The 12,520-nt window shown below is 68.2% G+C and carries 12 protein-coding genes; 4 read left to right on the forward strand and 8 right to left on the reverse strand.

What is annotated here, in order from left to right; translation table 11 throughout:
• Nucleotides 1-35 precede the first annotated feature (35 nt).
• The 3 genes from ACFRIC_RS20970 (at nucleotide 36) to ACFRIC_RS20980 (ending at nucleotide 3,199) form a co-directional block, all read left to right on the forward strand.
• A complete protein-coding gene (locus tag ACFRIC_RS20970; protein ID WP_382787774.1) occupies nucleotides 36-1,016 on the forward strand; it encodes an ABC transporter permease in 981 nt (326 codons plus the stop codon).
• A 72-nt stretch (nucleotides 1,017-1,088) separates the two neighbouring features.
• A complete protein-coding gene (locus ACFRIC_RS20975; protein WP_382787776.1) occupies nucleotides 1,089-2,126 on the forward strand; it encodes an ABC transporter ATP-binding protein in 1,038 nt (345 codons plus the stop codon).
• Nucleotides 2,127-2,152: 26 nt separating this feature from the next.
• Nucleotides 2,153-3,199, forward strand: a complete 1,047-nt coding sequence (locus ACFRIC_RS20980; protein ID WP_382787778.1) for an ABC transporter ATP-binding protein — start codon at nucleotides 2,153-2,155, stop codon at nucleotides 3,197-3,199.
• Between the two features lie 146 nt (nucleotides 3,200-3,345).
• Here the strand turns inward: ACFRIC_RS20980 and ACFRIC_RS20985 are convergent, their stop codons facing one another.
• The 3 genes from ACFRIC_RS20985 to ACFRIC_RS20995 are packed head-to-tail and all read right to left on the reverse strand — an operon-like array spanning nucleotide 3,346 to nucleotide 4,712.
• The gene (locus ACFRIC_RS20985) at nucleotides 3,346-3,753 is read right to left on the reverse strand and encodes a VOC family protein (protein ID WP_382787780.1); all 408 of its coding nucleotides are present in this window, start codon (nucleotides 3,751-3,753) and stop codon (nucleotides 3,346-3,348) included.
• A gap of 3 nt (nucleotides 3,754-3,756) precedes the next feature.
• Nucleotides 3,757-4,269 carry a DinB family protein gene (locus ACFRIC_RS20990; protein WP_382787782.1) on the reverse strand — a complete coding sequence of 171 codons (513 nt, stop codon included), beginning with the start codon at nucleotides 4,267-4,269 and terminating at the stop codon, nucleotides 3,757-3,759.
• Between the two features lie 53 nt (nucleotides 4,270-4,322).
• Entirely contained in the window at nucleotides 4,323-4,712 is a 390-nt protein-coding gene (locus ACFRIC_RS20995) for a VOC family protein (RefSeq protein ID WP_382787784.1), read from the reverse strand.
• Between the two features lie 154 nt (nucleotides 4,713-4,866).
• Here ACFRIC_RS20995 and ACFRIC_RS21000 point away from each other — a divergent pair, with 154 nt between their 5' ends.
• A complete protein-coding gene (locus ACFRIC_RS21000; RefSeq protein WP_382787786.1) occupies nucleotides 4,867-5,601 on the forward strand; it encodes a class I SAM-dependent methyltransferase in 735 nt (244 codons plus the stop codon).
• 160 nt (nucleotides 5,602-5,761) lie between these two features.
• Here ACFRIC_RS21000 and ACFRIC_RS21005 read toward each other — a convergent pair whose 3' ends face one another.
• The 5 genes from ACFRIC_RS21005 to ACFRIC_RS21025 all read right to left on the reverse strand — a co-directional run bounded on the left by ACFRIC_RS21005 (nucleotide 5,762) and on the right by ACFRIC_RS21025 (nucleotide 12,088).
• Nucleotides 5,762-6,928: an ABC transporter ATP-binding protein gene (locus ACFRIC_RS21005; RefSeq protein WP_382787788.1), complete on the reverse strand. Its 1,167-nt coding sequence runs from the start codon at nucleotides 6,926-6,928 to the stop codon at nucleotides 5,762-5,764.
• A 13-nt stretch (nucleotides 6,929-6,941) separates the two neighbouring features.
• Entirely contained in the window at nucleotides 6,942-8,003 is a 1,062-nt protein-coding gene (locus tag ACFRIC_RS21010) for an ABC transporter ATP-binding protein (protein WP_382787790.1), read from the reverse strand.
• Between the two features lie 9 nt (nucleotides 8,004-8,012).
• Complete coding sequence (locus tag ACFRIC_RS21015) at nucleotides 8,013-8,993, reverse strand: ABC transporter permease (RefSeq protein WP_382787792.1); 981 nt, start codon at nucleotides 8,991-8,993, stop codon at nucleotides 8,013-8,015.
• 95 nt (nucleotides 8,994-9,088) lie between these two features.
• Nucleotides 9,089-10,897: an ABC transporter substrate-binding protein gene (locus ACFRIC_RS21020; protein WP_382787794.1), complete on the reverse strand. Its 1,809-nt coding sequence runs from the start codon at nucleotides 10,895-10,897 to the stop codon at nucleotides 9,089-9,091.
• 156 nt (nucleotides 10,898-11,053) lie between these two features.
• Complete coding sequence (locus ACFRIC_RS21025; RefSeq protein WP_382787797.1) at nucleotides 11,054-12,088, reverse strand: ABC transporter permease; 1,035 nt, start codon at nucleotides 12,086-12,088, stop codon at nucleotides 11,054-11,056.
• Nucleotides 12,089-12,520 lie beyond the last annotated feature (432 nt).

The raw sequence follows: 12,520 nt of genomic DNA on the forward strand, positions 1-12,520 counted from the left end.
CCGGCGACGGCGCCCCGTCCGGAAAGTCACGCCACATGTTCCGTTTTCTAGTCCGCCGTGTCATCGGCGCACTTGTGATTCTGCTGATCATCAGCGCCGTCACCTTCATGCTCTTCTACGCGATCCCGCGTGACCCTGCCCGCATGGCGTGCGGCAAGGTCTGCACCAAGGACCTCCTGGAGCAGGTCAGGGTGAACCTCGGGATCGCCGATCCGCTGCCGGTGCAGTACTGGCACTGGCTGGAGGGCATCTTCGTCGGGCGTGATTACGGCGGCCTGGGCAACTGCAACGCCCCGTGCCTCGGCTTCTCGTTCACCAACCGTGAGCCGGTCCTGGGCACGATCATGGACCGCATGCCGACGACGCTCTCCCTCGCGCTCGGCGCCTCGGTCTTCTTCCTCATCATCGGTGTCGGCACGGGCATGATCGCCGCGGTCAAGCAGGGCAAGGCCGCCGACAAGATCGCCAGCTCGTTCTCGCTGATCGGCTCCTCGCTCCAGATCTACTTCGTCGGCTACATCGCGATGTACTTCCTGGTCCAGCAGCTCGGCATCCTCGAGCAGCCCTCGTACACGCCGTTCACCGACGACCCCGCGGCCTGGGCCGGCGGTCTGCTGCTGCCCTGGCTGACGCTGTCGATCATCTTCACCGCGAACTACACCCGTATGACCCGCTCCCAGCTCGTGGAACAGCTCAGCGAGGACTACGTGCGTACGGCGCGCGCCAAGGGTCTGTCCCGGCGCTCGGTGTTCTTCCGCTTCGCCTGGCGCGGCGCGATGGGTCCGATCGTCACGATCTTCGGCATCGACCTGGGCACCCTCATCGGCGGCGCCATCATCACCGAGTCGGTCTTCAGCCTCCAGGGCATCGGCAAGCTCGCCGTGACCGCCGTCGAGGCGAACGACCTGCCGATGCTGCTGGCCGTGACTCTGGTGGCCTCCGGGGCGATCGTGTTCTTCAACATCATCGTCGACGCCGTCTACGCCTTCATCGACCCGCGGATCCGGCTCGCCTGACCCCGGCGCCCCCGCGCCGCTCACCCGCCGACCGCAAGCTACCCCCTCGCATCACCCCCCAGGAGCGTCCCCGTGACGAGCACCGATCAGCAGCCCTTCCTGTCCGTCAGGGATCTGAAGGTCCACTTCTCCACCGAGGACGGCGTCGTCAAGGCCGTCGACGGTCTCACCTTCGACCTGGCCAAGGGCAAGACGCTCGGCATCGTGGGCGAGTCGGGTTCGGGCAAGTCCGTCACGAACCTGACGATCCTCGGTCTGCACGACCGTGAGCGCACGGCCATCGACGGCGAGATCCTGCTCGACGGCAAGGAGCTGCTGACCGCCTCCGAGCGGGAGCTGGAGCGGCTGCGCGGCAACAAGATGTCGATGATCTTCCAGGACGCGCTGGCCTCGCTGTCGCCGTACCACACCATCGGCCGGCAGATCGGCGAGACGTACCGCAAGCACACCGGCGCCTCCAAGAAGGAGGCCCGGCTGCGGGCGATCGAGATGCTGCGGCGCGTCGGCATCCCGCAGCCGGACGTCCGGGTGGACGACTACCCGCACCAGTTCTCCGGCGGTATGCGCCAGCGCGCGATGATCGCCATGGCGCTGGTCTGCGACCCCGAGCTGCTCATCGCGGACGAGCCGACCACCGCGCTCGACGTCACCGTCCAGGCCCAGATCATGGACCTGCTCAAGGACCTCCAGCAGGAGTTCGGCACCGCCATCATCTTCATCACCCACGACCTCGGCGTCATCGCGGACATCGCGGACGACGTGCTGGTGATGTACGGCGGCCGGTGCGTGGAGCGGGGCACCAAGAAGGAGGTGCTGCGCGCGCCGCAGCACCCCTACACCTGGGGTCTGCTGGGCTCCATGCCGAGCCTGGACGGACCGGTCGACGTGCCGCTGTCGCCGATCCCCGGCTCGCCGCCCTCGCTCCTCAACCCGCCGTCGGGCTGCCGCTTCCACCCGCGGTGCACCTTCGCGGAGAAGGTCACGGACGGCCGCTGCTCCAGCGAGCAGCCGCTGCTCCAGGTCACGGACGGGCGCGGTGCCGCCTGCCACCTCACGGCGGACCAGCGCCGCGACTTCTTCGCCGACTTCGCCGCGACGCGGTCGCACTGACGTAACTGAGACGGGACTTCACGATCATGAGCAACACGAACCCCCTCCTGGACGTCACCGGACTGACCAAGCACTTCCCGGTGATGGGCGGCTTCCCCTTCAAGCGGAAGATCGGCGCGGTCCAGGCCGTGGACGGTCTGGACTTCCAGGTCGCCGAGGGCGAGAGCCTCGGTCTGGTCGGCGAGTCCGGCTGCGGCAAGTCGACGACGGGCCGGCTGGTCACGCGTCTGCTGGAGCCCACGGGCGGCAGCATCAAGTACCGCGGCCAGGACATCACGCACGCCGGCCGCAAGCAGCTCGCACCGGTGCGCTCCGAGATCCAGATGATCTTCCAGGACCCGTACGCCTCGCTGAACCCGCGGCAGACGGTCGGCAAGATCATCTCGGGTCCGATGGAGATCAACGGGATCAAGACGCCCGGCGGCTACGAGAAGCGTGTCCGTGAGCTGCTGGAGACGGTCGGTCTCAACCCCGAGCACTACAACCGCTTCCCGCACGAGTTCTCCGGCGGTCAGCGCCAGCGCATCGGGGTGGCCCGCGCGCTCGCCCTGGAGCCGAAGCTGATCGTCGCGGACGAGCCGGTCTCGGCGCTCGACGTCTCCATCCAGGCGCAGGTCGTGAACCTGCTCCAGGACCTCCAGCGGGACCTGGGCATCGCGTTCCTGTTCATCGCGCATGACCTCGCGATCGTGCGGCACTTCTCGCAGCGCGTCGCGGTGATGTACCTCGGCAAGATCGTCGAGATCGCCAACCGCGAGGACCTGTACGACAACCCGCGTCACCCGTACACCCGCGCGCTGATGTCCGCCGTCCCCGAGGCGACCGCGGACGACGCCCCGGCCCGTGAGCGCATCCTGCTCAAGGGTGACGTCCCCTCGCCGCTCAACCCGCCGTCGGGCTGCCGGTTCCGCACCCGCTGCTGGAAGGCGACGGAGAAGTGCGCGACCGAGGCTCCGCCGCTGGTGCAGATCTCGGGCAGCAACGACGGTCACCTGACGGCCTGCCACTACCCGGAGACGACGGAGACCGTCCCGGCCCAGCGTCTCGCGAAGGACTCCGAGGCGGCGGTCTGACACACCCCTTTTCGTCAGCCGCCACCTTCAGGAACCGTCTTTCCCGGCCCATTGACCCGAGCCCGTGAACGCCGGTTCCAGGGGAACGAAGGCCCGCACTTCCCCGTGCGGGCCTTCTCGCGTTCCGGGTCCGGCCGGGACACGCCCTAGGACTTGTCCGTCAGCTCCAGGTCCCCGCGCTCCATGCAGAATTCGTTGCCCTCGGGGTCCGCGAGGACGACCCAGCCGCTCCCGTCGGGGCGGATGTGGTCGGCGACGCGGCGGGCGCCCAGGGAGACGGCGTGTTCGACCTCGTCGTCGCGGGTGCGGCCGTGCGGGGTCAGGTCGAGGTGGACGCGGTTCTTGGCCGCCTTGCCCTCGGGAACCCGTACGAACAGAAGCGTCGGGCCGCCGGACGGGTCCTCCAGGACCGCCTCCGGGTCACCGGGCTTGTCGTCGTCGTGCAGCGGCCTGCCGAGCAACCGGCTCCAGAACAGACCGACTTCGTAGGGATCACCGGTGCAGTCGAAGGTGATCGTACGGATGGTGGGGTGCGGTACCCGCGCGTCTCCCATGGTCTAGCCTCCCGTCCGGCCGTCGGCCAGTTCGCGCAGGATGTCGAGGTGGCCGTTGTGGCGGGCCGTCTCCTCCACGAGGTGGAGGACGATCCAGCGGAGGTCGACGTGGGTGCCGTCGCGACCGGCCCGCTTGGCCTTGGTGTCGAGGTCGTGCTCGGCCACCAACGTGCGGTAGCGGGCGCTCTGTTCCTCGTACTCGTCGAGAAGCTGCGCGAGCGGGAAGTCGACGGCGATGCGCATCTCGCGGTCGGGGTCCTCGTCCGTCCAGGGCCCCTCGTCCTCCTCGCCCTGGAAGACCACCTGGAACCAGTAGTACTCGACCCAGCGCAGATGGTTGATCAGCCCGCTCAGGGTCATGAGCGGCGACCCGGGCAGCGGCGCCTTGCGGGCGTCCTCGGCCGAGACGTCCTCGCACTTGGCGCGGGCGGTGGCCCGGGCGTAGTCGAGGAAGGTGGCCAACTGGGAACGCTCGTCCCAGTCACGGGGCATGTCCGTACGTGTCTGTGAAGTCATCGGGGTGAAGCATCCCGGCCGGGGCCGTTCGATGTCGAGCGATTAACGCTCCCCTACTCCTCCTGCCGGGCCACGAGTTCGGCCTCGAAGCCGTCCTGGTCCTCCAGGTAGGCGGCGTAGTGGGCGGGACCGCCCGCGTGGGGATGGGCCTCGGGGAACAGCAGGGTCCAGCCGTGGTCCGGGGCCTCGGTGACCAGGGTGTCGAGTTCGGCGCGGCCCGGGACGTGGAAGGCGAGGTGGTTCAGGCCCGGGCGCAGCCGGTCGTGGCGGTCTGCGGTCAGGGCCGGGGACTGCTCGAAGACCAGGTAGGTCTCCCCCAGCCGCCAGCTCCGGCCGTCCGGCCAGTCCTGGTAGGGCGTGTAGCCGAGCCGCCCCAGGAGCCAGCCCCAGGAGCGTACGGCCCGTCCCAGGTCCGGTACCCACAGCTCGATGTGATGCAGCATCTCGTCCCGATCCTCGTCGGCGGTGCCGGAGCCCGGCACACCCCGGCTCCCGTTCCCCGTCCCTCCAACCTGCCATTCTTTCCCCTCACGTTGCTCACCCGTTCCTTTCCGATCAGTGGTTTCGTGAGACCGCCGCGGCTGACAGACTGCTGTGATGGCTGACCGATCGTTCAGTGACGTCTCACTCGCCGCCTTGTACGACGCGCTGAATCCATGGGGTCCGAGCGACGACTTCTACCTGGATCTGGTGATGTCCGCGCGGTCCGTGCTCGACGTCGGATGCGGGACGGGACGCCTGTTGGCGCGTGCCCGGAAGGCCGGTCACGCGGGGCGGCTGTGCGGGCTGGATCCCGCCGCGGCCATGCTGGTGCAGGCGCGCGGGCAGGCGGACGTCGAGTGGGTGCTCGGTGACCTCGGATCGGTGCGCTGGGAGCGGGAGTTCGACCTCGTCGTGATGACCGGGCACGCGTTCCAGGTGCTCGTCGGCGACGAGGAGGTGCGCTCCGCGCTGGCCGCCGTGCGCCAGGCCCTGGGCGACGGCGGGCGGTTCGTCTTCGAGACCCGCAATCCCGCAGTGCGGGCGTGGGAGGGGTGGCGGCCCGAGCGGGCCCGCGAGGTGCGCGACGAGCACGGGGACCCCGTACGGGTGCGGCACGAGGTCGAGACGCCGGTGCTCGGGGACCGGGTGACGTTCAGCGAGACCTTCGAGCACCCGGGCTGGGAGCGGCCGCGGGTCAGCCGCAGCACCCTGCGCTTCCTGGGCGCGGACGCCGTGCGGAGGTTCCTCGGCGAGGCCGGGCTCGTCGTGCACGAGCAGTACGGCGACTGGGGGCGCCGGCCGCTCGCCCCCACCGCCCCCGAGATCATCACGGTCGCGGGCCGGACCTGACCGTACCGCCGGCCCGCCGGGCTGTGACGGCCCCTTGCCCGCGACGGCGGCCCCCGCGCGCGGTACGGACTCCCCGCCCGGCCGTACGCGCCCACGGCCCGCGTACGGGAGAGGGGCCCGCGCGTCCGGCGCGGGCCCCTCCTCCGTACGGCAGGCCGTCCTAGCCGGCCTCGGGGGCGTCCTCCAGGGCCGCCAGGGCCGGGTCCAGGACGATGTCCTCGTCCCGGGCCTCGGTGGTCGGCTCCTCCGGGAAGTGGCACGCCGTCAGGTGGCCCTCACGGTTGCCCGCGATCCGGACCAGCGGCGGCTCCTCGCTCGCGCACTTGTCCTGTGCCTTCCAGCAGCGGGTGCGGAAGCGGCAGCCGGAGGGCGGGGCGATGGGCGACGGCACGTCGCCCGCGAGGCGGATGCGTTCCCGCGGCGGCTTGTCGGTCTCCTCCAGTTCGACCTCGGGGACCGCGGAGAGCAGGGCGTGGGTGTAGGGGTGCCGGGGCCGGGTGTAGATGGAGTCCCGGTCGCCGACCTCGATCACCTTGCCGAGGTACATGACGGCGACGCGCTGCGAGAAGTGCCGTACCACCGCGAGGTCGTGGGCGATGAACAGGAACGCGATGCCCAGTTCCCGCTGCACGTCCTGGAGGAGGTTGACGACCTGCGCCTGGATGGAGACGTCCAGGGCGGAGACCGGCTCGTCGGCGACGATCAGCTTCGGCTCGGACGCCAGCGCGCGGGCGACCCCGATGCGCTGGCGCTGACCGCCGGAGAACTCGTGCGGGAAGCGGTTGTAGTGCTCGGGGTTCAGACCGACGATCTCCAGCAGCTCACGCACGCGCTTCTCGCGGCCGCCCGCCGGGTTGATCCCGTTGATCTCCATCGGCGCGGAGATGATCTTGCCGACCGTCTGCCGCGGGTTCAGCGACGAGTACGGGTCCTGGAAGATCATCTGGATCTCGGAGCGCACCGGCGCGAGCTGCTTGCGGCCGGCGTGGCTGATGTCCTGTCCGCGGTACGAGACGGTGCCGCCCGTCGGCTCCAGCAGACGGGTGATCAGGCGTCCGGTCGTGGACTTGCCGCAGCCCGACTCCCCCACCAGGCCGAAGCTCTCGCCCACGTGGACCGTCAGGTCGATGCCGTCCACGGCCTGCACCGCGCCGATGGTCCGTCTGATCGGGAAACCGCCCTTGACCGGGAAGTGTTTGACCAGGTTCTCGACCACGAGCAGCGGCTCGTCGGAGCTGTCACCGCCTGCGGAGCGCGGGGCGGGCAGCGTGGCCGCGCCCGCCGTGACGTCCTTCTCGACGTCTTCCTTCGCGACGTCTTCCTTCATCTCGCTGTTCTCCCTACCGCAGCCGGGGCTTGATCTGCTCGATGAAAATGGTCCGCTTCTGCTCGGCCGTGAGGTGGCACGCGCCGCCCCGGCCCGCCGGCAGCAGCGGGAGTTCGTCCACGCAGCGCGCGCCCCCGACCTCGCCCTGGAAGGTGCAGCGGGGGTGGAACCGGCAGCCCGACGGCGGCCGCAGCAGGGAGGGCGGCGCGCCGGGGATGGGCGCCAGCGGCGTGCCGAGGTCCGAGTCCAGCCGCGGCATCGAGTTCAGCAGGCCCCAGGTGTAGGGGTGCTGGGGCGAGCGCAGCACCTCGTTCACCGTGCCGCGTTCCACCGCCCCGCCCGCGTACATCACCATGATGTCGTCGGCCATGTCCGCGATGACGCCCAGGTCGTGCGTGATGAAGATGATGGCCGAGCCGAACTCCTGCTGGAGGTTCTTCAGGAGGTCGAGGATCTGGGCCTGCACGGTGACGTCCAGCGCGGTGGTCGGCTCGTCCGCGATCAGCAGGTCGGGGTCGCAGACCAGCGCCATCGCGATCATCGCGCGCTGGCGCATACCGCCGGAGAACTGGTGCGGATAGTCCTTCGCCCGTTCCTTGGGGTTGGGGATGCCGACCTTGCCGAGCATCTCCACCGCGCGGTCCCAGGCGGCCTTCTTCGAGGCCCCGGTGTGCTTCCAGAACGGCTCGGCGATCTGCCGGCCCACCGTGTAGTAGGGGGAGAGCGCCGTCAGCGGGTCCTGGAAGATCATGGCGGCCTTGTTGCCGCGCACCTTCTCCAACTCCGACTCGCGGGCGGTGATCAGCTCCTGCCCGTCGAGCACGATCTCGCCCTCGATGGTGGTGAACATCGGGTTGTGCAGGCCGAGGATCGTCAGGTTGGTCACCGACTTGCCGGAGCCCGACTCCCCCACGATGCCGAGGGTCTTGCCCCGTTCGAGGTCGAAGGAGAGCCCGTCGACGGCCTTGACGACGCCGTCCTCGGTCTTGAACCGGACGTACAGGTCGCGCACCGAGAGGAAGGCACCCGAGTCCGCCGGGGTGCCGGCGCCCGATTCCTTGGTCAGAGTGGTCACGGAGTGCTCCTAGGACAGCCGCACGCGCGGGTCGATGAAGGCGTAGCAGGCATCCACGATGATGTTGAACAGCAGGATCATGGCGGCGGAGAAGAGCATCACGCCCAGCAGCAGCGGAAGGTCGCTGAAGAAGACCGATTCCACGGCGAGTTTGCCGAGGCCGGGGAGTCCGAAGGTGTACTCGGTGATGATCGCGCCGCCCAGCAGCGAGCCGAGGTCGATGCCGAAGATGGTGACGATGGGGATCAGCGATCCGCGCCAGGCGTAGCGGAAGAAGACGTACTTGCGCGACATGCCCTTGGCGCGGGCGGTGCGGACGTGTTCCTCCTGGAGCTGCTCGATCATCGACGAGCGCGCCATACGGGTGTACTGCGAGGCGAAGATCGTGGACAGGATCACCCAGGGGATGATCAGTCCGGTGAACCAGCTCACCGGGTCCGCTGTGAAGTCGTTGTAGGCGGGCTTGTCGAAGAGGTGGCTCTGGTAGACGAGGGCGGCCAGCGCCAGGGGGCCGAGGAAGTAGATCTGCATCGAGCTGAGCACCATCGCGCCGGCGGTCACCGTCTTGTCCACGAGCGTTCCGCGCTTCCACGCGGCGAGCATGCCGGTGCCCAGACCCACGATGAGGAAGCAGACCGCGGCACCCAGCGTCAGCGACACCGTGGTGGGCAGGCGGTCCATCAGCGTGCCCCAGACCTCTTCATTGGTGTGGTACGAGTACCCGAAACAGGGCGCGGGGCACGGACCCTGGTCGAAGCCGTTGCTGCCCAGCACGAGGTTGTGCAGGAAGATCCAGTACTGCTCCGGGATCGACTTGTCGAGGCCGAGCACGTGATGGATGTTCGCGAGGTTGGCAGGCGTGCATGTCTTGCCGCACATCAGCAGACCCGGGTCCCTCGGCATCCCGAAGAACAGCAGGAACGCGACGATACTCAGCAGGAAGAGAATGACGGCGGCGCCGAGTGTCCGGCGAATGAGGAAGCGCAGCATGGCAGGGGCAGCTCTCAGACGTCAGCGGGCCCGACGGGGCCCGGCGCGTCCGCCTCGCTGAGCGGTGAGCGCGCCGGGCCCCGTCAGAGCGACGGTTACTTGACGAACAGGCGACGCGGGTCGACGCCACCGATCACGTCGTCGTAGACCAGGCCGCCGACCTTGGAACCGGCGATCTGGGTCTGCTTGTAGTAGCCGGTCGGGACGACGTTGACGACGTCCTTGACCAGGTACTGGTCGACCTTCTCCCACTCGGCAGCGGCCTTGACCGGGTCGGTGATCTTGTTGATGCGGTCGATGTCCGCGTTCACCTTGGGGTCGTTGACCTGCGAGTAGTTCTGCGCGCCGTCGGCGATCGCGCGGCCGTCGTACAGCGGCGGGATCACGGTCGAGGCGGACGGCCAGTCGGCACCCCACGCGGTGTGGAAGATGTCGTAGTTGTTGTCCAGCTTGCTGACCTGGTCGTAGTAGGTCTCGGCCGGGATCTCCTGGCGCTGGACGTCGAACCCGGCCTTCTTCAGACCCTCGGCCATGGCGGTGGAGTACTGCTGGCCCTCGGGGGTGTTGATGTAGCCGAAGGTCAGCTTCATGCCGACCTTGCCGGCCTCCTTCAGCAGGGCCTTGGCCTTGACCGGGTCACCGGCCGGCTTCTTGATCTTGCCGTGCGGGTCGAAGGCGGCGTCGTAGCCGCTGACCGTCGGGCTGATGAGGCCGCCGGCGACCTGCATCGCGTCGGTGCCGCCGTAGGCGCGCACGAACGGCGTGATCGGCAGGGCGTAGGCGATGGCCTCGCGGATCTTCTTGTCCTTGAGCGCCGGGTGGCTCAGGTTGATGTTCATCTGACCGACGTAGGGCTGGAAGCCCGAGACCGTACGGGACTTCATCTTCGGGTCGGCGAGGACCTTGGAGAGGTTGCCCGCGTCGACCTGGTTGTTGAAGCTGATGCCGGCCTGGTCGGCTCCGGTGTCGGCCAGCAGCGTCTTGGTGGACGTCTCGTACTGCTGGTTGAACGTGATGTTGAACTTGTCCACGTACTGGTGACGGATCGGGTCCGTCTTCGGGTCCCAGTTGGTGTTCTTCACCAGGACCATCGACTTGCCGGACTTGAACGACTGGATCTTGTACGGACCGGTCGTCACGGGCGCCCGGTCGTACTTCGTCTTGGTGTCGCCCTTCTCGGAGACGATCGCGTAGCCCGCCATGGCGAGGGCGTACGGAAGGTCGGGGTGCGACGTCTTGAACTTGAAGACGATCGTCTTGTCGTCCGGCGTCTGCAGGATGCTGTCCGGCAGGTGCTTGCCCTTGTAGGGGCCGTCCTTCAGCAGCTTGCGGTAGTCCGCGCCCGGGGTGTCGGCCAGCCACTGCTGGACGTAGGGCGGGCCCTGGTTGATGAACGAGGCGAACATGCGCTCGAAGGTGTGGCGGACGTCCTTGGACGTGATCGCCGTACCGTTCTCGAACTTGATGCCGTCCTTGAGCGTGTACTTCCAGGTCTTGCCGCCGTCCGTCGTGGTGCCGGAGTCGGTGGCGAGGTCGCCGACGATCTCGTGCTTGGAGCCGTCGTCGCTCGTGGCCTTGTACCCGGTCAGACCACGGTGGAGCAGCGTGGCGAGGGAGCCCTCGTCGGAGACGTAGATCTGGCCCGGGTCCAGGTGCGCGTAGCTGTCACGCTGGAGGACCTCCATCGTGCCGCCGCTCTTCGCGCCCGGTACCTCGGCCGCGGGACCGGTGGAGTCGGCCGCGTTGCCGAACTTGATCGACTGCTGCTGCCGCTGCGCGTTCTCCTTGTCCTTGTTGCTGTCGTTCCCCTTGTCGCTGCCGCCCTTGCTGCAACCGGTGAGCACGAGAGCTCCCGCCGCGAGCACTGAGATTGCGGCGTATGCGTGGCGTCCGCCCCTACTCATCACTCAGATTCCTACCCATCTGTTGTCACCGGTGCGAACAAGTGCACCTGTGGTGCCGTTGAGTTGCGGTCTGCGGTCTTCGAACCAGTGATCTGACATTGAGGTGCTGTGGAGGTGCCGTTCGAGATCGGGGCGAAGGCGCCCACAACTCTTTGGTCAGCGAGCCGTCTTGGGATCGAAGGCGTCCCTGACCGAATCCCCGAGCAGGTTGAACGCGACGACGAAGATGATCATCGAGACGCCCGGGAAGAACATGTAGGTGATGTCGTTCTGGAGCACGAGTTCCGTCGAGGCCTTGGAGAACATCTGTCCCCAGTCGGGCGTCGGTTCGACGATTCCGACGCCGAGGAACGACAGACCGGCCTCGATCGTCACGAAGTTCGGGAGCAGGTAGGTGGTCTGCACGAGGAGCGGTGTCACCACGTTGGGCAGGACCTCCTTGCGGATGATCCGCCACGGGGACGCCCCGCTCACCTTCGCCGCTTCGATGAACTCCCGTTCGCGCAGGGACAGTGAGGTTCCCCGTAGGATGCGGCCGAGGCTCATCCAGCCGAGGAACCACTGGACGACGATCAGCGCGACCACGCGCACGTAGGTCGGTGTCTCGTCGCGCGGACTCACGAAGAGCGAGACCACGACCGGCATGCTCGCGATGAAGAAGAGCTGCGAGGGGAAGGCCAGCAGGAAGTCGATGACGCGGCTGATGGCGTAGTCGGCCCTGCCGCCGACGTAGCCCGCGGTGACGCCCAGCAGGATGCCGGTGATCACGACGGTGACCGTCACCGCCACGGAGATCATCAGCGAGGTCCGGATGCCGAAGATCAGCTTGGTGAAGACGTCGTAGCCGTTGCCCGGCTCCAGGCCGAACCAGAACTCGCTGCTGATACCGCCGTTGGGCTGGAGCGGCACGCCGGCGCTGTCGAAGAGCTCCGGGCGCTCGTCCGCGTACACCGTGTACGGGTTCTTGCCGTACAGCTTGGCGATCAGCGGGGCGAGCAGCCCGATCAGGAAGAAGAACCCCACGACGTAGGCGGAGATGACCCCCGAGCGGTCCCGTTTGAACCGGGTCCACATCAACTGGCCGGGAGACCGGCCGACGAGCTGCTCGCCCTCGGGTTTCGTGGTCGCCGCCTGCCCGCCGTGCACGACGACCGGTTCCGCGCCGTCCTCAGTCTCGATAGGACTCGTCACAATTCGCCCATTCCGCAAGTGTGGGTGTGCCGTACCCGGCCACGGCGGTCCGCCGGAGCGGAACAGGCCGTGCCGAGTCGGCGGCCGTCACCTGGCGTGCCCGGCCACCGTTCGGTTCAGAAGAGACGTCGATCGCCCGATGTCGCCCGGAAGTCCCAGCGGGACGCGCGTAGTTGAAACCACGTCACGGTCCGTCGGGCCGGACACAGGCGCCGGCCCCCGCGTCAGTACGCGGTGGCGCGGATCAGGGCTCGGAACTCCGCGCCGTCGTCGCGGACCGCGGGGGACGATGTGACCCACAGGGCGTTGATGACACCGCACATGGGTACCTCCTCATGACTCAACCGGTGCACGGACAGGAGGGGTACTGGTCGACCTCCGACACCCCTGACGGAGGATCAAGTACCCCACTGTGCTCGTGAGTCGGCGCTG

This window comes from Streptomyces sp. NPDC056738, from assembly GCF_042790435.1.
GTDB lineage: Bacteria > Actinomycetota > Actinomycetes > Streptomycetales > Streptomycetaceae > Streptomyces.